Genomic DNA, 19628 nt, shown 5'->3' on the forward strand with positions numbered 1-19628 from the left:
TGCGCAGCGCCTCCGGCTCGACCTTGAGGAACGTGCGCCCGTCGGCCTCGAAGGTGGAGACACCTTCGGAGGTCACCAGCCGGTAGGGGGTGGTGTCCTCTCCCATGGGGAGCAGATCGGTGTACGCGAACTCAGGCATCGTCGCCCATTCCTCACTCGACGGACTGCGGCGCCTGCCGAACGGAGGCAGGCTTCACCAGCGTAGAACCTGCCTCCGACGGCGAGCTTGTGAGGTAAGGCTCAGTTGGGGCTATCGCGATCTATCGTGTTTGGGTACGCTGCTGTCGTGGACCTTCAGAAGCATGCCGCCACCGCCCCCACACCCCCCGGCGCCCTGCGCGCCTCGGACGCGGACCGCGACCGGGTCGCCGACATCCTGCGCGAGGCCCTCGCCGAGGGCCGGCTCACCGCCGACGAGCACGCCGAGCGCGTCGAAGGCGTCCTGGCCGCCAAGACGGTCGGCGAGCTGGAGGTCTTCATACGGGACCTGCCGGCGGCGCACGAGCGGCGCGCGAGCCCCCTGTCCGCCCCGCCGCGCCCCACCGCGGGAGCGATCCCCGCCGACCCCGACGACAACGTGATCGCGGTGTTCAGCAGCGCCGTCCGCCGCGGCCGCTGGCGCGCCGGCCGCCGGATCCACGCGTACGCGATCTTCGGCAGCGTCGAGATCGACCTCAGCGAGGCGCTCTTCGAGTACCAGCAGGTGGTGATCAAGGCGTTCGCCGTCTTCGGGAACGTCGAGGTCCGCGTCCCGGAGAACGTGTCGCTGTACGGCACCGGCGGCGGAGTCCTCGGCAACTTCGAGATCGACACGCTCGACGCGCTCTCGCCCGAGGCGCCGGTCGTCTACGTCGACGGCTGGGCGGTGCTGGGCAATGTCGAGGGCCGCCCGAAGCGCGGCAAGCTCGTCGAGGACATTCTCGATCGCGTCTCGCGCAAGGTCGACAAGAAACTGCGCAGACATCTGGGCCATTGACGGTCGGCCTGTGAACTGTTGACGGTCGCGAATCGCCCGGTCCGGAACCGGGCGGTCCGCGGGGTGGCGTACGGCGGTCTTCGAAAGCCGGTGGTTCGGAACTGAGTGCATAGGCGCGCGCACAGCGGGTAGGGCTTGCTGCATCGCCTCTTCGCATCGCTCGTCCGCACCACCTCGCCGCATCGCCTCTCGCTCGCGAAGCCGTCGTCAGGAGTAGACCCGTGCTGCAACCGCCGCATTCGTCCCTGAAGGTCGCCGCCGTCCCGGCCCAGCGAGTGTCGGCGCGGGACAGGGACCAAGACGCTCCCTGGCACACCGAGGCGGTGTGCCGTCGCGACGAGGCGGGACTGTTCTTCGCGCCGTCCAAGGAACCCACCGCCGCCCGGCTCTCCCGCGAGGAGGCCGCCAAGCGGGTCTGCGGCGGCTGTCCGGTCATGGTGGAGTGCCGCGAGCACGCCCTCCTCCAGCCCGAGCCGTACGGCGTGTGGGGCGGCCTGACCGCCGCCGAGCGCCGCGTGGTGCTGGCCCGGCGCCGGCGCCGTGACATGGAGCTGAAGAAGGCGGCCCGCACGTCCGGCCGTATAGCCCAGGCGGGCTGAGACTCCCGCCCACCCCTCGGCACGCCAGTGGGGCGCCCCCTCCGCACCGGGGACGCCCCACTCGCCGTAGGCCCTGCCGAGCCCTGCCCGACCCTGCCGGGTCCTAACTGTGCGCAGGTCCTGCTTCGCGCAGGTCCTACTTCGCGCGGTCGAAGTCGATCGCGCTGTACGCCCGCAGCTTGCTCAGCCGGTGCTCGGAGTCGATCCGGCGGACCGTCCCCGACTTCGACCGCATCACGATCGAGTCGGTGGTCGCCGTCTCCGACCGGTACCGCACGCCGCGCAGCAGCTCACCGTCGGTGATCCCGGTCGCGACGAAGAACACGTTCTCGCCCTGGACCAGGTCCTCCGTGGTCAGCACCCGGTTCAGGTCGTGGCCCGCGTCGATCGCCCGCTGCCGCTCCTCGTCGTCCTTGGGCCACAGCTTGCCCTGGATGGTGCCGCCCAGACACTTCACCGCGCAGGCCGAGATGATGCCCTCGGGCGTCCCGCCCACGCCGAGCAGCAGGTCGATGCCGGTGCCCTCGCGCAGCGCCAGGATCGAGCCGGCCACATCGCCGTCCGAGATCAGCTTGATGCGCGCCCCGGTCGCCCGGATCTCCTCGATCAGGCCCTGGTGCCGCGGCCGGTCCAGGATGACGACGGTGACGTCCTCCGGCGTGACCCGCTTGGCCTTGGCGACCCGGCGGATGTTGACCTCGACGGGCGCGTCGATGTCGACGAACTCGGCGGCCTCGGGGCCGGTGACGAGCTTGTCCATGTAGAAGACGGCCGACGGGTCGAACATGGCGCCCCGCTCGGTCGCCGCGAGGACGGCGATCGCGTTCGGCATGCCCTTGGCCGTCAGCGTGGTGCCGTCGATCGGGTCCACGGCGATGTCGACCTCGGGACCGGTGCCGTCGCCGACCCGCTCGCCGTTGTAGAGCATCGGCGCCTCGTCCTTCTCGCCCTCGCCGATGACGACCACGCCGTTCATCGAGACGGTCGAGACGAGGGTCCGCATGGCGCGCACCGCGGCACCGTCGGCGCCGTTCTTCTCACCGCGCCCCACCCACCGGCCGGCGGCCATCGCGGCGGCTTCGGTCACACGGACCAGTTCCAGGGCGAGGTTGCGGTCGGGAGCTTCGGACGGGACATCGAGTTCGGACGGCAGATGATGATGCTCGGTCATCGGAGCGCACCTTTCTGATACGACGACGGCCGGATGAGGGTTCGAGGCCCGACTCTATCGTCAGTCCGACAAAATGAGCAGGGGACCCCACGGATGAGCGCACCGGGCACCTGCGACGATAGGGGCGTGGCAGGTTCGAACGGCAAGCAGAAGTCGGCCCGGGACATGATCCTCTCCCTGGGTCTCATCATCATCGCGGCGTGGGTGATCTACCTGTTCGTCCCGCACGATGATCGCGCTCCCGACATCCAGCGGGTCGACTACCGCGTCGAGTTGCTCACGGCGCGCCGTGCGGCGTCGTACCCGGTGGCCGCGCCCGAGGGCCTGCCCGAGGCATGGAAGGCGACCTCCGTCCGCTTCGACGGCGCCGACTCCGACGCCTGGCACCTCGGCTTCCACGCCCCCGACGGGGAGTACGTGACGATCGAGCAGTCCACTCAGAAGCGCGCCCGGTTCATCGACGAGGCCAGCCAGGGCTCCACGGCGACCAAGGCCACCGACGAGATAGACGGCCGCACCTGGACCCGCTACACCGGCGGCCGCTACGACGCGCTCGTCCTGGAGGACACCGACGGCTCCACGACGGTCGTGGCGGGCACGGCGTCCTTCGAACGGCTGCTGGAGATGGCGAAGGCGCTGAAGACGGCGTGAGCGCCTAGCGCGTACACGGACGTGAGGCCCCCGGCGATCGCCGGGGGCCTCACGTGTGCCGTCGGCCGTGCGGCCGGCCGTCTCAGACGGTGGTGACGACCTCGTCGTACGACAGCCGCGGGTTGCGCGGGAACCAGGCGTCCTCGCCCGGGCGGCCGATGTTCACGACCATCAGCGGGGTGTGGTCGCCGTCCAGGAACTCCTTGCGGACGCCCTCGAAGTCCAGACCGGTCATCGGGCCGGCGGCCAGACCGGCGGCGCGCACGCCGATGATGAAGTACGCGGCCTGGAGGGCGGCGTTCAGCGCGGCGGCGGACTCGCGGACCGGGCGCTCGGCGAAGAAGACGTCCTTGGCCTGCGGGAAGTGCGGCAGGAGCTGCGGCAGCTCCTCGTGGAACTCGTTGTCCGCGGAGAGGATCGCGACCAGCGGGGCGGCGGCCGTCTTGGCCTGGTTGCCCTCGGCCAGGTGCTTGACCAGGCGCTCACGGGCCTCGGCCGAGCGGACCAGGGTGATGCGCAGCGGGGTCTGGTTGAACGCGGTCGGACCGTACTTGACCAGGTCGTAGATCGCCTGGACCTGCTCCTCGGTCACCGGCTCGTCGGTGAAGGTGTTCGCGGTGCGGGCCTCGCGGAACAGCAGGTCCTGGGCGGCGGGGTCAAGAACGAGAGACATCTGTCGACTTCCTCGGGTACGCGTCCGGATCCGGGAACACCGGACCGGCTGACAGGCATGACCGTACGCCAATGAAGTTCAAGGTTCAACAAAATGCGGATGCTGGTGATCCGCTTCACAGCACCCCGGGTGCTTCTAGTCCCCCCGCTTCTCCCCCTCTTCCTCCTCCGCGGCGAGGGCGGCGTCCAGGCGGGCCCGCGCGCCCTCCAGCCAGCGCCGGCACACCTTGGCCAGCTCCTCGCCGCGCTCCCACAGGGCGAGGGACTCCTCCAGTGACGTGCCCCCCGCCTCCAGACGGCGGACGACCTCCACCAGCTCGTCGCGCGCCTGCTCGTAACCCAGGGCTTCCTCGGTCTTGCCCGTCATACGTCCCGTCCTACCCGTCCTAGTTGTCGGCGTTGCCGGTGTTGCCGGTGTTGTCGGCCCGGACAGTGAACTCGCCCTCGGCGACCCGCGCGCGCAGCACCTCGTCCGCCGCCACCTCCGCCGGATCCCGGACCACATGCCCGTCGGCCCGCTGGAGCACCGCGTACCCCCGCTGGAGCGTCGCGGCCGGCGAGAGGGCCACCACGCGTGCGTGCGTGTGCGTCAGCTCCGAGTCCGCGCGGTCCAGGAGATGCCGCAGACACCGCCGGGAACGGTCGGCCAGCGAGGCGACCTGGTCCGCACGCCCGTCGATCATCCGGTGCGGATTCTGGAGCACCGGCCGGGCCAGCGCATGGGCGAGCCCGCGCTCCTCCCGCTCCACGAACCCCTCCACACAGCGCCGCGCCCGCCCGCGCAGCATCCGCACCCGCTCCAGCTCCTCGCCGACGTCCGGGACGACCTTCTTCGCCGCGTCCGTCGGCGTGGACGCCCGCAGGTCGGCCACATGGTCGAGCAGCGGATTGTCCGGCTCGTGCCCGATCGCCGAGACCACCGGCGTACGGCAGGCCGCGACCGCGCGGACGAGCTGCTCGTCCGAGAACGGCAGCAGATCCTCCACGCTGCCGCCGCCCCGGGCGACGATGATCACGTCGACCTCGTCCAGCGCGTCCAGCTCCTTCACCGCCTGGACGACCTGCGGCACCGCGTGCACCCCCTGCACCGCGACATTGCGCACCTCGAAGCGGACGGCGGGCCAGCGGTGCCGGGCGTTCTCCAGGACGTCCCGCTCGGCGGCCGACGCGCGGCCGCACACCAGCCCGACGAGCTGCGGCAGAAAGGGCAGCGGTTTCTTCCGGTCGAGCGCGAAGAGGCCCTCCGCCGCCAGCGACTTCTTGAGCTGCTCCAGCCGCGCCAGCAGCTCCCCGACGCCCACCGGCCGTATCTCCACGGCCCGCAGCGAGAGCTGCCCGCGCGGGGCGTACCACTCCGGCTTCGCGTGGACGACGACCCGGGCGCCCTCCCCGACGACGTCCGCCACCGCGTCGAACACCTGGCGGTAGCACGTCACGCCCACCGAGATGTCGTGCGAGGGGTCGCGCAGGGTCAGAAAGACGACGCCCGCTCCCGGGCGCCGCGACAACTGGGTGATCTGACCCTCGACCCACACCGCGCCGAGCCGGTCGATCCACCCCCCGATGAGCCGCGACACCTGGCCGACGGGCAGCGGGGCGTCCGCGGACGTGTTCACAGCCATGCGACCGAGCGTAACGGCCGCCACCGACAACGCCGCTCGGACCGACGCGGGCCTTCGCGGATGAACGGCGGAGGAACGGCGGGGCTTCACTCCGGAGGGGAACTCCGAGGCCCGGGACACGGCCGTACGATGGGACGCATGACTGCTTCGCCTGGCCGCCGCCGTGTCCTGCTCGCCGCCCCCCGGGGCTACTGCGCGGGCGTCGACCGCGCCGTGATCGCCGTCGAGAAGGCCCTGGAGCAGTACGGGGCCCCGGTCTACGTCCGCCACGAGATCGTCCACAACAAGTACGTCGTGCAGACCCTGGAGAAGAAGGGCGCCGTCTTCGTCGAGCGGACGGAGGAGGTGCCGCCGGGCAACATCGTGATGTTCTCGGCGCACGGCGTCGCCCCGGTCGTCCACGAGGAGGCCGCGCGCGGGAGGCTCGCCACCATCGACGCGACCTGCCCGCTGGTCACCAAGGTCCACAAGGAAGCCGTCCGGTTCGCCAACGACGACTACGACATCCTGCTGATCGGTCACGAGGGCCACGAGGAGGTCATCGGCACCTCCGGCGAGGCCCCCGAGCACATTCAGCTCGTGGACGGCCCGGCCGACGTCGCCAAGGTCGAGGTCCGCGACGAGTCGAAGGTCGTCTGGCTCTCCCAGACGACGCTGAGCGTGGACGAGACGATGGAGACCGTCGACGCGCTCAAGGAGAAGTTCCCGCAGCTCATCTCCCCGCCGAGCGACGACATCTGCTACGCCACGCAGAACCGCCAGCTCGCGGTGAAGCAGATGGGCGCCGAGGCGGAGCTGGTCATCGTGGTCGGCTCGCGCAACTCCTCCAACTCGGTGCGGCTCGTCGAGGTCGCCAAGCTCGCCGGGGCGCGGGCCGCGTACCTGGTGGACTTCGCCAGCGAGATCGACGAGGCGTGGCTGGAGGGCGTGACCACGGTCGGCGTCACCTCCGGCGCCTCGGTGCCCGAGGTCCTCGTCGAGGAGGTGCTCGGCTGGCTCGGCGAGCGCGGCTACGCGGACGTGGAGCTGGTCAAGGCGGCCGACGAGCACATCACCTTCTCGCTGCCCAAGGAACTCCGGCGTGACCTGCGCGAGGAGGCGGCGGCGCTGGTGGCCGAGCGGGGCGGCAGCGGCCCCGCGACCTCGCCGACTGAGTGACTGTCAGTCGATCGTCGTAACGTAGGGCCATGCAGATCTTCGGCGTGGACATCGGCGGATCCGGGATCAAGGGCGCCCCTGTGGACCTCGACAGGGGCGACCTGGCCCAGGAGCGCTTCAAAGTGCTCACCCCGCACCCGGCGACGCCCGACGGCGTGGCTGACGGCGTGCGGCAGGTCGTGGAGCACTTCGGCTGGACCGGCCCGGTGGGTCTGACCTTCCCGGGCGTGGTCACCGGCGGGTCGACCATCCGTACGGCGGCCAATGTGGACAAGAGCTGGATCGACACGGACGCGCGCGCGTTGTTCACCGAGCGCCTGGGCGGCCTGCCGGTGACCGTCGTCAACGACGCGGACGCGGCGGGCGTCGCCGAGGTCGCCTTCGGCGCGGGCCGCGACCGCAGCGGCACGGTCATCCTGCTGACGTTCGGCACGGGCATCGGCAGCGCCGTCTTCGTCGACGGCGTGCTCGTCCCCAACACCGAGCTGGGCCACCTGGAACTGCACGGACACGACGCGGAGAAGCGCGCCAGCTCCAAGGCCAAGGAGGACGGCGAGCTGACCTGGGAGCACTGGGCGCACCGCGTCCAGAAATACCTGGCCCACGTAGAGATGCTGTTCTCCCCGGAACTCTTCATCATCGGCGGCGGCGTCAGCCGCAAGTCCGAGAAGTTCCTCCACTACATCGAGGGCATCAGAGCCGAGATCGTCCCGGCGCAGCTCCAGAACAACGCGGGCATCGTGGGAGCGGCGATGCGGGCGGCGAAGGAGAGCTGAGGGGGCGCAGGGGGTGCTCTCCGCGGTGGTCAGGGGCGTCGGATGCGCGGCCGCGGCCGCGGTCGGGGCCGGGGGTTTGCGCGGCGGCGGGCCGTTGCCCTGCGGACGCCTCGGACGAGGATGGTCACGGCTGCGGCGAGGGTGCCGGCGTACAGCCAGCCGGCCTCGGTGGCCAGGGCCGTGACCAGGCCCATCATCCGGGCGCCGAGGCCGTCGCCGTCCTCGATCACGGGCAGCAGCCCCACGGCGAAGGCGATCGGCATGGCCACCGGCGGTGCCAGCAGGTCACCGGGGCGCACCCAGAGCCCGGTCAGGACGCTGACGGGCAGGAACAGGACGCCGTAGACCGTCAGCGACGCGCCGAAGAGCAGGCTGTCCAGGCTGCCGAGGGCGCACATCACCGCGATCGAGAACAGCCCGCTGCCGAGTCCGGTGAGCCGGGGGTTCGGCAGGCGGCGGGGGCGGGTGGAGCCGGTGGCGGCCGAGGCGGAGCCTCGCGCGGCGGGTCGGGGTACGGCCCCCGCCGTCCGTTCGGGTCCGGCCGTCCGCACGGGCCGCACGGGCCGCACGGGCCGCACGGGCCGCACGGGCCGCACGGGCCGCGTGGGCCGCGTGGGCGGCGTGGGCGGCGTGGGCGGCACGGCCTTGGGGACGGAGCGAGCCTTTCGCCCCTCCGTTCCCCCTCTTCCTTCCCGCCCCACCCGTCCGCGCGTCCGCTCCCCGCCCGCCTGGGGCGGGAGGGACGGCGCCGCCGCCGGGGTGCCGCGTCGCGGGCGGGGGTGCGGGGAACGCGTGCTTGGTTGCTCCACTGCACCAAGTTAGGTCGTTTTATGTGGCGAATCGGGCCTCAGACACGCCGGAGAGCCGACCTTGGCCGTGCGTTCGACAGGGCCGCCGGCCCGGTGCCGGGTACGCCGTAAACTGGTGGATCGGCCGGCCCTCTGCCCTGGTCCCCACGGCGGGAAGCCCCGGGAACCGGCCCCCTGGCCCTCTCACTACGGGAAGTCGCAACGTGTCGCTCACGATCGGAATCGTCGGTCTGCCGAATGTCGGCAAGTCGACCCTGTTCAACGCCCTGACCAAGAACGACGTGCTGGCGGCCAACTACCCGTTCGCCACGATCGAGCCGAACGTCGGCGTCGTCGGCGTCCCGGACGCCCGCCTGACGAAGCTCGCGGAGATCTTCGGCTCGCAGCGCATCCTCCCGGCGACCGTCGACTTCGTCGACATCGCGGGCATCGTGCGCGGCGCCTCCGAGGGCGAGGGCCTGGGCAACAAGTTCCTGGCGAACATCCGGGAGTCCGACGCGATCTGCCAGGTCATCCGCGCCTTCAAGGACGAGAACGTCGTACACGTCGACGGCAAGGTCTCGCCGAAGGACGACATCGAGACGATCAACACCGAGCTGATCCTCGCCGACCTCCAGACGATCGAGAAGGTCCTGCCCCGCCTCCAGAAGGAGTCGCGGATCAAGAAGGACATCGCGCCGAAGGTCAAGGCCGTCGAGGAGGCCAAGGAGATCCTGGAGAAGGGCGACACGCTGTTCTCGGCGGGCATCGTCCAGGGCTCCGGCAACGAGGAACTCCTGCACGACCTGCACCTCCTCACGACCAAGCCGTTCCTCTACGTCTTCAACGTCGACGAGGACGAGCTGACCGACGACACCTTCAAGGACGAACAGCGCGCCCTGGTCGCCCCCGCCGAGGCGATCTTCCTCAACGCCAAGCTGGAGGCGGACCTCGCCGAGCTGGACGAGGCGGACGCCATGGAGCTCCTGGAGTCCGTCGGCGCCGAGGAGCCCGGCCTGGCCACCCTGGCCCGCGTCGGCTTCAACACCCTGGGTCTCCAGACCTACCTCACGGCCGGCCCCAAGGAGTCCCGCGCCTGGACGATCAAGAAGGGCGCCACCGCCCCCGAGGCCGCCGGCGTGATCCACACCGACTTCCAGAAGGGCTTCATCAAGGCGGAAGTCATCTCCTTCGCCGCCCTGGTCGAAACGGGCTCAGTAGCAGAGGCCCGAGCCAAGGGCAAGGCCCGCATGGAGGGCAAGGAGTATGTGATGCAGGACGGGGATGTCGTGGAGTTCAGGTTCAACGTTTAGTTGATAGCCGCTTTCCGAGAATCCGGAAAGTGCAAGCCGTAAAGGGTCCGCCTTCTGAGGTGGGCCCTTTATTTCTGAAACTGGGCGAGGCGGCGCCCCTTTGGCTAGACGGTGCGGATGACAGGGGCGGGCTTGATGTCCTGGGCGGCGATGAGCGCGCGGATGTCGTCCGGGTCCGAGGTCCAGATGATGGCGCCGAGGCCGGCTGCCATGGTCACGACGGTGGCATCGACGATGTCGGAGGTGCCCGCCTTGCCGCAGAGGATGCCTGCGGCTTTGGCGGTCTCGAGGCCGACGGGTACGACGCGGCACCCGGCGAGGAACTTGCCGAGCCTGACCTGGCGGCGGGAGTCCTGCCACGCTTGGCTCACGACGACGGACGGAACGTGAATGTCACGGCCGTCTTCCAGAGCCAGGCTGTGACGCGCCCACATCTGCCGGTCGTTGTTGTCGATGGCGATGAGTGCCCCGGCGTCGTAGAGGTAGGGGATGTTCACGCGGCCGAGGTTCCCGGGCGGCTCAGGTATTCGGCGTCCGCGGCGGCCAGGTCCGCGCGGGCGGCGGCGAGCTCTTCCGGTGTGAAGGCGCCGTGCTCTGCCTGCCACTCCTGGATGACGGCCCGGCCCGCTCGCAGGCGCAGCTCGCGTTCGGCTGCTCCGGCGACTAGGCGGGAGAGCGGGATGCCTTCCTCCTCGGCGGCTCCGGCCAGGGCTTCGACCAGGGATTCTTCGAGAGTGATAGTCACCTTCTTGGTAGCCATACATCAACCATAGTGCGGTATGGCCTTCGAGGGGTCGGCTTTGCCGTCGCCGTCTCCCTGCTGTCGGTGCGCGGTGGCAGGATGCCCTGAGGATGGGTGTGGGGTGAGAGGGGCTGTGAGTGGGGCGGGGTGAGCGGGAGGTCGTCGCGGCGGGGGTGCGGCTGTGTGGGGCGGCTCGGGGCGTGGGGAGTGATCATGAGCGGGCTGTGCTGGCCGTGCGGGACGCGTTGCGGCCTCTTCATGATGCTGCCGTCGCGCGGGAGCTCGATGCCATTCCCGTCGGGCGGCTTCAGGATGTGACCGAGGGGCGGTTGCGGCTGGGGAGTGTGGAGAAGAGCGGGCTGCGCACGCTGGGGAGTGTTCTGGAGGCGGGGCCGTATCGGCTGCGGCAGATTCCCGGGGTGGGGGAGCGCACCGCCGATCAACTGCTCGCCGCCGCCCGGCGGCTCTCCGACGCCGTGCATGAGACGGTCGCCGTTCATATCGACGTGGACCGGCCGGAGCCGCTTACCACCGCGCTTGTGATGGCCCTGCATGTGCTGGTGGAGGCCGGTCCGGAGGCGCGGCGGGCGGTCGACGCGGCCGCCGGGCTGGTGGAGCGGCTGGAGCCGTTGCTCGCCGACGCCAGGCCCGCCACCGGGCGGGTGCGGATGCTGCTGGCCGGCCGGGAGAAGAAGGCGCGGGCGGTGGCGGCCGTCGCCGGGATCCGGGCGCTGGTGGAGGAGGCGGAGCGGGCGGGTGTGCCCGAGCTGCTCGCCCAGGCGTCGGTCGATCTGCTCCGGGTGCCCGCGTCGGACGTCGCGGCCTGGGTGGACTTCGAGCTGCGTTCCGCCGAGTACTACAGCCTGCTCGCCGAGATCTCCGGGCGGGCGCCGGACGCGGCCGCCGCCGAGGGCTTCCTGCCGGACGAGATCGCCGAGCGGGTCCGGACCCAGCAGCTCGACGACACGCATCGGCGCGTCTCCCTGCGGGGGTATCAGGCGTTCGGCGCGCGGTTCGCGCTCGCGCAGCGCAAGGTGATACTCGGCGACGAGATGGGGCTCGGCAAGACGATCCAGGCGATTGCCGTACTGGCCCATCTGGCCGCCGAGGGGCAGAGCCACTTCATGGTCGTCTGCCCGGCGAGCGTCCTCGTGAACTGGACCCGGGAGATCGAGGCCCGCAGCGCCCTGCGCGTCATGGTGCTCCACGGGCCCGACCGGCACGACGCGTTCGCCGACTGGAAGGGGCGGGGCGGGGTCGGGGTGACGACGTTCGACGCGTTGCGCGGGTTTCCGGCGCCTGGGGGTGGGGAGGTCGGGCTGCTCGTCGTCGACGAGGCGCACTCGGTGAAGAATCCGCAGGCCAAGCGGTCGCAGGCGGTCGCGGTGTGGGTGGAGCACTGCGGGCGGGCGCTGTTCATGACCGGGACGCCGATGGAGAACCGGGTCGCGGAGTTCCGCAACCTGGTCCGGATTCTCGACGGCGAGGTCGCCGACGCCCTCGGTGAACGGGACGCCCTCGCCGGATCGGTCGCCTTCCGCAAGGCCGTGGCCCCCGTGTATCTGCGGCGCAACCAGGAGGACGTGCTGACGGAACTCCCCAGCCTCCAGCAGACCGACGAGTGGGAGGAGTTGAGCGCGTCGGACGAGGAGGCGTACCGCGAGGCCGTGCGCGCGGGCAACTTCATGGCCATGCGCAGGGCCGCGTACGCGCGTCCCGAGAAGTCGGCCAAGCTGGACCGGTTGCGGGAGATCGTCCGGGAGGCCGGGGAGAACGGGCAGAAGACGGTCGTCTTCTCCTACTTCAAGGACGTGCTGGGCGTGGTGCGGGAGGCGCTCGGGGACGCCGAGAGCGTCTCCCTGTTCGGTCCGCTCACCGGCGCCGTCGCGGCCGGGCGGCGGCAGCAGCTCGTCGACGACTTCGCCGGCGCCTCCGGGCCCGCCGTGCTCCTGGCGCAGATCCAGGCGGCGGGCGTCGGCCTCAACATGCAGGCCGCCTCCGTCGTCGTCCTCTGCGAACCCCAGATCAAACCGACCATCGAGCACCAGGCCGTCGCCCGCGCCTACCGGATGGGCCAGGTCAGACCGGTGCGCGTGTACCGCCTCCTGGCCACCGGCGGCGTGGACGAACGCCTGGTGAGGATGCTGGAGGCCAAGACCCGCCTCTTCGACGCCTACGCCCGCCGCAGCGCCGTCGCCGAGTCCACCCCGGACGCGGTCGACATCTCGGACACCGAACTGGCCCGCCGCATCGTGGAGGAGGAGCAGGAACGGCTGGGGATGACGCGTGCGGCCATCGGTGACTGAGCTTCAAGAGCCGCTGGAATCAGGCCAGTCGGTGAGTGCGTCGAGTGATTGCGATCATGGCCGGAGGCGTCCTACGCTTGTCCGAGTCCCGCTGATTTCAGCGGACTCGGTGGCGTATTTCCGGCACCGGGAGTGATGTTCGTCAGAGCGCGCACGACGATGATGCGGGCGCTGGCGAGAGAGGGCACCAAGTCGGTTCTTGTCCACGGGGGTTCACGCGACAGAACTCGATCCGAAGAAGGCGCTGGCACTGGCCTTTGCCGGTCTGCTGTCGATCATTGTCGGTCTGGTCGCCGCGATCACGCTGGACACCATGGAGAAGAGCGCCTCCGGGTGGGCATGCGTGGGCGTCGGGAGTGCCGCGTGGGCGGCCCTGTTCTTCGGTTCGGTCGGGGTGATCGGGCTCTTCGAGTTCACCGACACCCGGCCGGTGGCGGCCCCGCCGCAGGCGCAGGCCCAAGCCCAGGCCCAACCTCCTCCGCCGGGGACGCCCGTCGCCTGAACCCGGGCCGTCAGCTCAGCCAGCCCGGTTTGATCATGCCGCTTTCGTAGGCGATGATCACGAGTTGGGTGCGGTCGCGGACGGCGAGTTTGGTCATGATGCGGCTGACGTGGGTCTTCGCGGTGTAGGGGCTGAGGACCAGGCGTTCGGCGATCTCGTCGTTGGTGAGGCCGGCGCCGACCAGGCGGATGACCTCGAACTCGCGCTCGGTGAGGACGTTGAGGCGGGGGCTGACGTCCGGCTGGACGACGCGGTCGGCGAACTCGGCGATCAGGCGCCGGGTGACCGCGGGGGCGATCAGGGCGTCGCCGCGGGCGCAGACCCGGATGCCGTGCAGGAGTTCCATCGGCTCGGTGTCCTTGACCAGGAAACCGGCGGCGCCGGCGCGCAGGGCGCCGTACACGTAGTCGTCCACGTCGAACGTGGTGAGGATGACCACCCGGACGTCGGAGAGGCGCTCGTCGGAGACGATGCGGCGGGTCGCCGCGAGGCCGTCCTCCTCGGGCATGCGGATGTCCATCAGGACGACGTCGGGGAGCAGTTCACGGGTCAGTTCGACGGCCTCGGTGCCGGTGGACGCCTCGCCGACCACCTCGATGTCGTCCTCGTCGTCGATGATGGAACGGAACCCGGCGCGGACGAGTTTCTGGTCGTCGGCGAGCAGCACTCGGATGCGTCGTGTCGTCGTCATGAGGCCACCCTAGACAGGGAGTTGTGGGGTCTCGGTGAGGGGCAGGGTCGCGTCGACGCGGAAGCCCGCGCCCGTGTCGCGTGCGGTCAGCCGGCCGCCCAGCGCGCGGGCGCGTTCGGTCATGCCGGTGATGCCGCTGCCGCGGGTCGTGGTGTCGGCGGTGCCCTGGCCGTCGTCCTCGATACGGACCCGCAGTTCGGACGGGGTGTAGGTGACGTCGATGGTGGCGTGCGCGGCCTGGGCGTGGCGGGTGATGTTGGTGAGGGACTCCTGGACGATCCGGTAGGCGGCCAGGGAGATCTTGGGGGACAGGACGGGCTGCTCGCCCTCGACGGTGACCGTCACCTTCAGGCCGGTGACCGCGGCCCGGTCGGCCAGTTCGCCGAGCCGGTCGAGACCCGCGGTCGGCGCGGTCGGCGCGGCCTCGTCCACCTGCCGCAACACCCCCAGGGTGCCCCGCAGTTCACGCAGCGCCTCCTTGCTGGTGTCGCGGACGAACTCCAGGGCGGTGATGAGTTCGGCGGTCTGTCCCGGGCGGCGGGTGCTGCGGTGCAGGGCGGCGTTGGTCTGCACATGGATCAGGGAGATGTTGTGGCCCAGCACGTCGTGCAACTCACGCGCCAGCCGCAGCCGTTCCTCGGTCGCCGACTGCTTGGCCCGTACGTCGCGCTCGCGTTCGGCGGCCAGCGCCCGCGCCTCGGCCTCGGCCAGATACGCCTGTCTGGTGCGCATCGCGTGGCTGAACGCGATCACGCTCAGGAACCAGCCGCTGAGCAGCGCGATCGACATGTTGTCCACGCTGCGCTGCTGGTCGACGACGCCCAGCTCGCCGTAGGCGATCACCAGCATGATGAGCACCGCGAGGGCGACGACGGCGGTCAACTGGCCCGATCTGGCAACGCTGTAGAGGGCGACCATGAAGACCAGGGCGGGCGTCGGGCCGTTGATGCCGGCGTGGGTGTAGTAGACGAGCGTGACCAGCAGGGCGACCACGGCGGCGGCCAGCGGACGGCGGGCGCGGAAGCCGAGGCTCAGCCAGCCGACCGTCGCGGCGGCGCAGCTCGCGAGCGCGGCGACCGCGCCGTCCGCGGTGCGGCCCAGGACGATCCAGCCCAGTTCGAGTAACTGACAGACGCCGACCAGTGCCGCCGTCCGGTCGATCCGGAAGACGGGCTCGGCCGGTGCGGCGACGGATGCGGTGGCCATGTCCATCAGGGTACGAGGGGGTGGGCGCCGGCCGGGGTGCCGTGGCCGTCGGAGGGGAGGGCGTGGGCGGCCAGGAAGTCCTGGACGACCCGTCGCACGTACTCCTCGGTGATCGGCCGTCCGGCCAGCAGCCTGCGGTACATCAGGGGCCCTGCGAGCTGGTCGACTGCGAGGTCGACGTCGAGGTCGGCCGGGAGTTCGCCGCGGGTGCGGGCGGCGTCGAGGATCGTGCGGAAGTCCTGCGAGCCGTGCCGGTAGAGATCCTCCTTCAGCCGGGCGAACACCGGGTCCACGCCCGCGCGTTCGATGACGGCGCGCAGTCCGCGGTCGCTCACCGGGTCGTGCAGCAGACCGCGCAGACCGTCGAGCTGGCGGACGAGGTCGTCGCGCAGGACGCCGGTCAGCGGCGGGCGGGCGGTGGAGATGCGCTGCGCGATCACGTCCCGGACCAGGCCGGAGGCGTCGGGCCAGTGGCGGTAGAGGGTCGAGCGGCCGACCCCGCTGCGGGCCGCGACGGCGACATGGGTCACCGCCGACCAGCCCTGCTCGACCAGCAGGTCCCGGGCGGCGGCGAGCGCGGCGGCCCGGCTGCGCTCGGCACGGGGGTCGGGGCCGCGGCCGGGGGCGTCGGGGGCGGGGACGAGGGGCGCGTGCGGGGCGGCCGGGGCGGCCGGGGGTTCTGGGGTGGTGGACATCCGGCTCCGGCTCCGTTCGGTCGTGCGCGCGGCGAGGGCGGCGCCGCGTCGGGGGTCCGGGACAGTCTGCCTCGGATCTCGCTCTGGGGCACCTTGCCCCACAGATGGCTATGGTGCATTCTGTTTCAGAGATTTAGAACAGACTGTCCCGAACATTCGGGGCAAGATGCCCCACACGGGTCTCCGTGCAGATGCCCCACAGCCCCCACAGCCCCTCAGGCAGCCCCCTCAGGACTCTCAGGAGTGAGTGATCCGTGTCCACACAGCCCCAGGCAAAGACGCCCGCGCGGGAGGCCCCGCCCGGCGGTTCCGACCACAAGTCCCTCGCCCTGACCCTCATCGCCGTCGCGCAGATGATGGTCGTGCTGGACGTGTCGATCGTGAACGTGGCCCTCCCGTCGATCCAGCGGGCGCTGGACTTCTCCGCGACCAACCTGGAATGGGTCGTCAACGCCTACGCGCTCGCCTTCGGCGGCCTGCTGCTGCTCGGTGGCCGGATCGCCGACAAGTTCGGCCGGCGCAGGGCGTTCGTCGCCGGCATCGCCCTGCTCACCGCCGCCTCCCTCTTCGGCGGCCTCGCCGACAGCCAGGAACTGCTGCTCGCCGCCCGCGCCCTCCAGGGCGTCGCCGCCGCGCTCGTCGCCCCTGCCGCGCTCGCCCTGCTCACCAGCACCTTCGCCCCCGGCGCCGAACGCAACAAGGCGATGGGCGTCTACGGCGCGGTCGCCGGACTCGGCGGCGCCCTCGGCAACGTCCTCGGCGGGGTCTTCACCGACGCCCTGAGCTGGCGCTGGGCCCTCTTCGTCAACGTGCCCATCGGCCTGCTCGTGCTGCTCGGCGCGCCCCGCGCGTTCCGCGAGTCCACGCCCACCCGCGGCAAGCTCGACCTGCCCGGCGCGATCTCGGTCACCGGCGGCACCTCGCTCATCGTGTACGGCCTGATGAACGCCGCCTCGCACGACTGGAGCGACACCGCCACCGTCGCGCCGATCGTCGGCGGCGCCGTCCTGCTGCTGATCTTCCTCGTCGTCGAGGCCCGGACGTCCTCGCCGCTGATGCCGCTGCGGATCTGGGCCTCGCCCGCCCGCTCCGGCTCCTACGTGATCATGCTGACGATCGGCGCCGCGCTGATGGCGCTCTTCTACTTCCTCACCCTCTTCATCCAGATCGTGCTCGGCTTCAGCCCGATGCGGACCGGCTTCGCCTTCCTGGCCTTCGCGGTCGGCGCGGCCGTCACCGCCACGCTGAGCAGCTCTCTCATCGCGAGGACCGGGCCGCGCGTACTGCTCGCCGTCGGCACGCTCGTCTTCGCCGCCGGGCTGTTCTGGCTGTCGGCGCTCGGCTCGGACAGCTCCTACGCCGCCGATCTGCTGGGCCCGCTGGTGCTCGGCGGCGCGGGCACCGGCCTGTGCTTCGTGCCGCTCGCCCTGGCGGCCGTCGCCGGGGTCCGCGACCAGGAGGCCGGTGTCGCCTCGGCGCTGCTCAACGCCGGCCAGCAGGTCGGCGCCGCGCTCGGACTCGCCGTCCTCGGCACGATCGCCGCGAACGCCACCGAGAGCCGGATGAAGGAGCTGCTGCCCGGTTCCGGCGGCGGCGACGCCCACGGCGGCCACCTGCCCCCGCAGATCCAGGAGGCCGTCCACGACGCCCTGTCCCACGGCTACGGCATCGGCTTCCTGGCCGCCGGGTTCGTCCTGGTCGCCGCCTTCATCATCGCCCTGTTCACCATCCACGTCTCACCGAGGGACGCGGCTCGCACGGATGTTGCGGCGGTGGCTTGAGTCGGTGGCCGGTGGCCGGTCGCCTGAGTCGGCGGCGGGTCGCCCGAGCCGGTGGGCCCGCCACTGGAGCCCGGGCTCTGGGCCTGCGGTCTCGGTCGTCCGGGCCCCCGCCGGGGCTGCGCGCTCTCGATGCCGGGCCCCGATCAGGGACCCGGTCGGGGCTGACCGAGCCAACCGGCCGTCATCGGAGCCGACCGGCCGTTGCCGGGGTCGTTCCGGGCCTGCGGTCACGGTTGTCCGGGCCCCCGCCGGGGCCGAGCGTTCCCGACGCTGGCCCCGACCAGGGCTTCGGTCGAAGCCGAGCCGTCGCGTCACCGGCCCGCCCGAGCCTGCCGCCGGGCCACCGCCGCGGCGGTCGGTGGGTCGAGCGGGTCGGCCTGCCACCGAAGCTGTTCCGAGCCTGCGGCCACGGTTGTCCCGGGCCCCGGCCGGGGCCGTGCGCTCTCGACGCCGGGTCCCGGCCAGGGCCCCGGTCGGGGCCGAGCCGCCGTGTCACCGGCCCGCCCGAGCCTGCCGTCGTGCCGCCGCCGCGGCGGTCGGTGGTCCGAGCCGGTCGGCTCGTCATCGGAGCCGTCCGAGTCGACCCGCCGCCGCCAGAGCTGTTCCGAGCCTGCCGCCACGGCCGTCCTGGTCCCCGCCGGGGCCGTGTGCTCCCGACGCCGGTCCCGACCAGGCCCCGGTCGTCACCGGACCGCCGAGTCACCGCCCCCCCCGCCACACCAGCCCGCCCCCACCCCCGTACACCCCCGCCCCGGTCACGACATCCACGCACTCGTACGACGCCCCCCCACCCATCCGAGAGGAGCCCCACATGACCGGCACCCACGCCAGTCGCACCGCGCCGGATCTCACCCTGATGTACGCCACCCACGACGCGTTCCGGCGGGACCTGGGCCTGCTGGCCGCCGCCACCCGCAACGGCGGTGCCGCCCCCGGCTCGGCCTTTCGCACCGGCTGGGACACCTTCCAGCGGTTCCTGACGATCCACCACACCGCAGAGGACGACGTGCTGTGGCCCCTGATGCGGTCCAAGCTCGCCCGTGACCCGGACGGGCTGCGGCTGATGGACGAGATGGACGCCGAGCACGCCGTCATCGACCCGATGATCGAGTCCGTCGAGGAGGTGCTCGCCGACCGGCGCCAGGACCGGCTGCCCGGGCTCGTCGCCACGGTCACCGAGAGGCTGGTGTACCACCTCGACCACGAGGAGAAGGCGGCGCTGCCCGTCGTCGCCACCCTGCTCAGCAAGGAGGAGTACGACACCTTCGGCGCCGCCCAGCGCCGGCTGCTCGGTCTCAAGGGCGGCGCCGTGTACTTCCCCTGGGTGCTCGACGGCGCCCCCGAGGAGACCAGCCGCAAGGCGCTCGGCGTGCTGCCGCCGCCGGTGCGGCTGATGTACCGGGCGGTCTGGCGGCCCCGCTATGAGAAGAACCGCCGCCCCCTGACCCGGGCGAGCGGCGGGTGAGCGGCGGGTCGGGGTCCGTCACATCTCGCGGAGCCGGGCCGCGGTGCCGTCCGTGATCTCTTTGTCCTTGCGCAGATAGCGGATCACCACGAGGAGTTCCTCTGTGGTGTACGTCAGGTGCGGCCGGGGGCTGACCGCCGCCGGACTCACCGACCGCGGCGTCCAGGACGACATCCTGGCGGGCTTCAGGTCCTGTACCGAGGACCGGCTCGGCGAGCCCGATCCCGCCGTGGTGCCCGAGAGCTGCGTCGGCACGCCCCAGGCGTCACCGCCGACCAGGCCCGTACGGCGGCCCACGTGCTCGCCGGGCACGGCCCCGAGGTGCGGGCCGCGACCTTCTCCCGCTCCTTCGGCCGCGGACTGCTGTACTCCGCGGGCCTGTTCCTCGTCATGACGGTCCTGATGGCCTCGCTGCCACGGACGGCCCGACCGCAGGAGCCCGGGGAATCCTGAGGCCGAGGGCCCGTTCCAGCGCCCTTGGACCGAGCGGATCCGACCGCGAGAACGAGTCGGG

Annotated in this window: 22 protein-coding genes; 11 read left to right on the plus strand and 11 right to left on the minus strand. The window is 71.6% G+C overall.

Annotated elements, in window-relative coordinates; translation table 11 throughout:
* Nucleotides 1-286 precede the first annotated feature (286 nt).
* Nucleotides 287-976 (plus strand): DUF1707 domain-containing protein, encoded by a 690-nt coding sequence (locus G6W55_RS28350; RefSeq protein ID WP_175523636.1) that lies wholly within the window; start codon nucleotides 287-289, stop codon nucleotides 974-976.
* Nucleotides 977-1197: 221 nt separating this feature from the next.
* Nucleotides 1198-1575, plus strand: a complete 378-nt coding sequence (locus G6W55_RS28355; protein ID WP_175523637.1) for a WhiB family transcriptional regulator — start codon at nucleotides 1198-1200, stop codon at nucleotides 1573-1575.
* 136 nt (nucleotides 1576-1711) lie between these two features.
* Here the strand turns inward: G6W55_RS28355 and glpX are convergent, their stop codons facing one another.
* On the minus strand, nucleotides 1712-2746 hold the full coding sequence (glpX, locus tag G6W55_RS28360; RefSeq protein WP_030783737.1) for a class II fructose-bisphosphatase: 1035 nt from the start codon (nucleotides 2744-2746) through the stop codon (nucleotides 1712-1714).
* A 126-nt stretch (nucleotides 2747-2872) separates the two neighbouring features.
* On the opposite strand from glpX, the gene G6W55_RS28365 reads away from it, so the two are divergent.
* A complete protein-coding gene (locus tag G6W55_RS28365) occupies nucleotides 2873-3397 on the plus strand; it encodes a DUF4245 domain-containing protein (RefSeq protein WP_175523638.1) in 525 nt (174 codons plus the stop codon).
* Between the two features lie 82 nt (nucleotides 3398-3479).
* On the opposite strand, the gene G6W55_RS28370 is transcribed toward G6W55_RS28365, so the two are convergent.
* The 3 genes from G6W55_RS28370 to xseA all read right to left on the minus strand — a co-directional run bounded on the left by G6W55_RS28370 (nucleotide 3480) and on the right by xseA (nucleotide 5691).
* A complete protein-coding gene (locus G6W55_RS28370; protein WP_175523639.1) occupies nucleotides 3480-4070 on the minus strand; it encodes a malonic semialdehyde reductase in 591 nt (196 codons plus the stop codon).
* A gap of 135 nt (nucleotides 4071-4205) precedes the next feature.
* Nucleotides 4206-4436 carry an exodeoxyribonuclease VII small subunit gene (locus G6W55_RS28375; protein WP_175523640.1) on the minus strand — a complete coding sequence of 77 codons (231 nt, stop codon included), beginning with the start codon at nucleotides 4434-4436 and terminating at the stop codon, nucleotides 4206-4208.
* Between the two features lie 19 nt (nucleotides 4437-4455).
* Nucleotides 4456-5691 carry an exodeoxyribonuclease VII large subunit gene (gene xseA / locus G6W55_RS28380; RefSeq protein WP_175523641.1) on the minus strand — a complete coding sequence of 412 codons (1236 nt, stop codon included), beginning with the start codon at nucleotides 5689-5691 and terminating at the stop codon, nucleotides 4456-4458.
* A 129-nt stretch (nucleotides 5692-5820) separates the two neighbouring features.
* Here xseA and G6W55_RS28385 point away from each other — a divergent pair, with 129 nt between their 5' ends.
* Complete coding sequence (locus G6W55_RS28385) at nucleotides 5821-6849, plus strand: 4-hydroxy-3-methylbut-2-enyl diphosphate reductase (RefSeq protein ID WP_175523642.1); 1029 nt, start codon at nucleotides 5821-5823, stop codon at nucleotides 6847-6849.
* Nucleotides 6850-6878: 29 nt separating this feature from the next.
* Nucleotides 6879-7625, plus strand: coding sequence for a polyphosphate--glucose phosphotransferase (ppgK, locus tag G6W55_RS28390; protein ID WP_175523643.1), 747 nt, complete (start codon nucleotides 6879-6881; stop codon nucleotides 7623-7625).
* A gap of 29 nt (nucleotides 7626-7654) precedes the next feature.
* Here ppgK and G6W55_RS28395 read toward each other — a convergent pair whose 3' ends face one another.
* Entirely contained in the window at nucleotides 7655-8176 is a 522-nt protein-coding gene (locus tag G6W55_RS28395; protein ID WP_309243836.1) for a DUF6542 domain-containing protein, read from the minus strand.
* 461 nt (nucleotides 8177-8637) lie between these two features.
* Between G6W55_RS28395 and ychF the strand changes: the two genes are divergently transcribed.
* Nucleotides 8638-9726 (plus strand): redox-regulated ATPase YchF, encoded by a 1089-nt coding sequence (ychF, locus tag G6W55_RS28400; RefSeq protein ID WP_175523644.1) that lies wholly within the window; start codon nucleotides 8638-8640, stop codon nucleotides 9724-9726.
* Nucleotides 9727-9830: 104 nt separating this feature from the next.
* Here ychF and G6W55_RS28405 read toward each other — a convergent pair whose 3' ends face one another.
* Together G6W55_RS28405 and G6W55_RS28410 are read right to left on the minus strand one after the other, a co-directional pair.
* The gene (locus tag G6W55_RS28405; protein WP_175523645.1) at nucleotides 9831-10223 is read right to left on the minus strand and encodes a twitching motility protein PilT; all 393 of its coding nucleotides are present in this window, start codon (nucleotides 10221-10223) and stop codon (nucleotides 9831-9833) included.
* Nucleotides 10220-10486 carry a hypothetical protein gene (locus G6W55_RS28410; protein WP_175523646.1) on the minus strand — a complete coding sequence of 89 codons (267 nt, stop codon included), beginning with the start codon at nucleotides 10484-10486 and terminating at the stop codon, nucleotides 10220-10222. Before G6W55_RS28410 ends, G6W55_RS28405 begins: the two co-directional genes overlap by 4 nt.
* A gap of 119 nt (nucleotides 10487-10605) precedes the next feature.
* Between G6W55_RS28410 and G6W55_RS28415 the strand changes: the two genes are divergently transcribed.
* Together G6W55_RS28415 and G6W55_RS28420 are read left to right on the plus strand one after the other, a co-directional pair.
* A complete protein-coding gene (locus G6W55_RS28415; RefSeq protein ID WP_175523647.1) occupies nucleotides 10606-12774 on the plus strand; it encodes a DEAD/DEAH box helicase in 2169 nt (722 codons plus the stop codon).
* 199 nt (nucleotides 12775-12973) lie between these two features.
* Entirely contained in the window at nucleotides 12974-13276 is a 303-nt protein-coding gene (locus G6W55_RS28420) for a hypothetical protein (RefSeq protein WP_175523648.1), read from the plus strand.
* Between the two features lie 10 nt (nucleotides 13277-13286).
* Here the strand turns inward: G6W55_RS28420 and G6W55_RS28425 are convergent, their stop codons facing one another.
* Genes G6W55_RS28425 through G6W55_RS28435 form a run of 3 tightly spaced genes read right to left on the minus strand, consistent with a single transcriptional unit; the run spans nucleotide 13287 to nucleotide 15868 of the window.
* Nucleotides 13287-13967, minus strand: a complete 681-nt coding sequence (locus tag G6W55_RS28425; RefSeq protein ID WP_175523649.1) for a response regulator transcription factor — start codon at nucleotides 13965-13967, stop codon at nucleotides 13287-13289.
* Nucleotides 13968-13976: 9 nt separating this feature from the next.
* Nucleotides 13977-15173 carry a sensor histidine kinase gene (locus tag G6W55_RS28430; RefSeq protein ID WP_175523650.1) on the minus strand — a complete coding sequence of 399 codons (1197 nt, stop codon included), beginning with the start codon at nucleotides 15171-15173 and terminating at the stop codon, nucleotides 13977-13979.
* Between the two features lie 5 nt (nucleotides 15174-15178).
* On the minus strand, nucleotides 15179-15868 hold the full coding sequence (locus tag G6W55_RS28435; protein WP_175523651.1) for a TetR/AcrR family transcriptional regulator: 690 nt from the start codon (nucleotides 15866-15868) through the stop codon (nucleotides 15179-15181).
* A gap of 254 nt (nucleotides 15869-16122) precedes the next feature.
* Here G6W55_RS28435 and G6W55_RS28440 point away from each other — a divergent pair, with 254 nt between their 5' ends.
* Both G6W55_RS28440 and G6W55_RS28445 read left to right on the plus strand, forming a co-directional pair.
* Complete coding sequence (locus G6W55_RS28440; RefSeq protein WP_309243837.1) at nucleotides 16123-17649, plus strand: MFS transporter; 1527 nt, start codon at nucleotides 16123-16125, stop codon at nucleotides 17647-17649.
* Between the two features lie 811 nt (nucleotides 17650-18460).
* Nucleotides 18461-19114 carry a hemerythrin domain-containing protein gene (locus G6W55_RS28445; RefSeq protein ID WP_175523652.1) on the plus strand — a complete coding sequence of 218 codons (654 nt, stop codon included), beginning with the start codon at nucleotides 18461-18463 and terminating at the stop codon, nucleotides 19112-19114.
* Between the two features lie 18 nt (nucleotides 19115-19132).
* Here the strand turns inward: G6W55_RS28445 and G6W55_RS28450 are convergent, their stop codons facing one another.
* Nucleotides 19133-19426 carry a hypothetical protein gene (locus G6W55_RS28450; protein ID WP_175523653.1) on the minus strand — a complete coding sequence of 98 codons (294 nt, stop codon included), beginning with the start codon at nucleotides 19424-19426 and terminating at the stop codon, nucleotides 19133-19135.
* Here G6W55_RS28450 and G6W55_RS28455 point away from each other — a divergent pair.
* The gene (locus tag G6W55_RS28455) at nucleotides 19412-19567 is read left to right on the plus strand and encodes a hypothetical protein (RefSeq protein ID WP_175523654.1); all 156 of its coding nucleotides are present in this window, start codon (nucleotides 19412-19414) and stop codon (nucleotides 19565-19567) included. The genes G6W55_RS28450 and G6W55_RS28455 overlap by 15 nt on opposite strands.
* Nucleotides 19568-19628: the final 61 nt, after the last annotated feature.

Origin of the sequence: Streptomyces sp. CAI-85, assembly GCF_013363615.1 — a bacterium.
Lineage (GTDB): Bacteria > Actinomycetota > Actinomycetes > Streptomycetales > Streptomycetaceae > Streptomyces > Streptomyces antibioticus_B.

Bases quoted from the DNA above. Each gene is read 5' to 3' on its own strand.
- glpX (WP_030783737.1), bottom strand. From the start codon at position 2,746: ATGACCGAGCATCATCATCTGCCGTCCGAACTCGATGTCCCGTCCGAA.
- G6W55_RS28370 (WP_175523639.1), bottom strand. From the start codon at position 4,070: ATGTCTCTCGTTCTTGACCCCGCCGCCCAGGACCTGCTGTTCCGCGAG.
- G6W55_RS28375 (WP_175523640.1), bottom strand. From the start codon at position 4,436: ATGACGGGCAAGACCGAGGAAGCCCTGGGTTACGAGCAGGCGCGCGAC.
- xseA (WP_175523641.1), bottom strand. From the start codon at position 5,691: ATGGCTGTGAACACGTCCGCGGACGCCCCGCTGCCCGTCGGCCAGGTG.
- G6W55_RS28385 (WP_175523642.1), top strand. From the start codon at position 5,821: ATGGGACGCATGACTGCTTCGCCTGGCCGCCGCCGTGTCCTGCTCGCC.
- ppgK (WP_175523643.1), top strand. From the start codon at position 6,879: ATGCAGATCTTCGGCGTGGACATCGGCGGATCCGGGATCAAGGGCGCC.
- G6W55_RS28410 (WP_175523646.1), bottom strand. From the start codon at position 10,486: ATGGCTACCAAGAAGGTGACTATCACTCTCGAAGAATCCCTGGTCGAA.
- G6W55_RS28425 (WP_175523649.1), bottom strand. From the start codon at position 13,967: ATGACGACGACACGACGCATCCGAGTGCTGCTCGCCGACGACCAGAAA.
- G6W55_RS28430 (WP_175523650.1), bottom strand. From the start codon at position 15,173: ATGGCCACCGCATCCGTCGCCGCACCGGCCGAGCCCGTCTTCCGGATC.
- G6W55_RS28435 (WP_175523651.1), bottom strand. From the start codon at position 15,868: ATGTCCACCACCCCAGAACCCCCGGCCGCCCCGGCCGCCCCGCACGCG.
- G6W55_RS28445 (WP_175523652.1), top strand. From the start codon at position 18,461: ATGACCGGCACCCACGCCAGTCGCACCGCGCCGGATCTCACCCTGATG.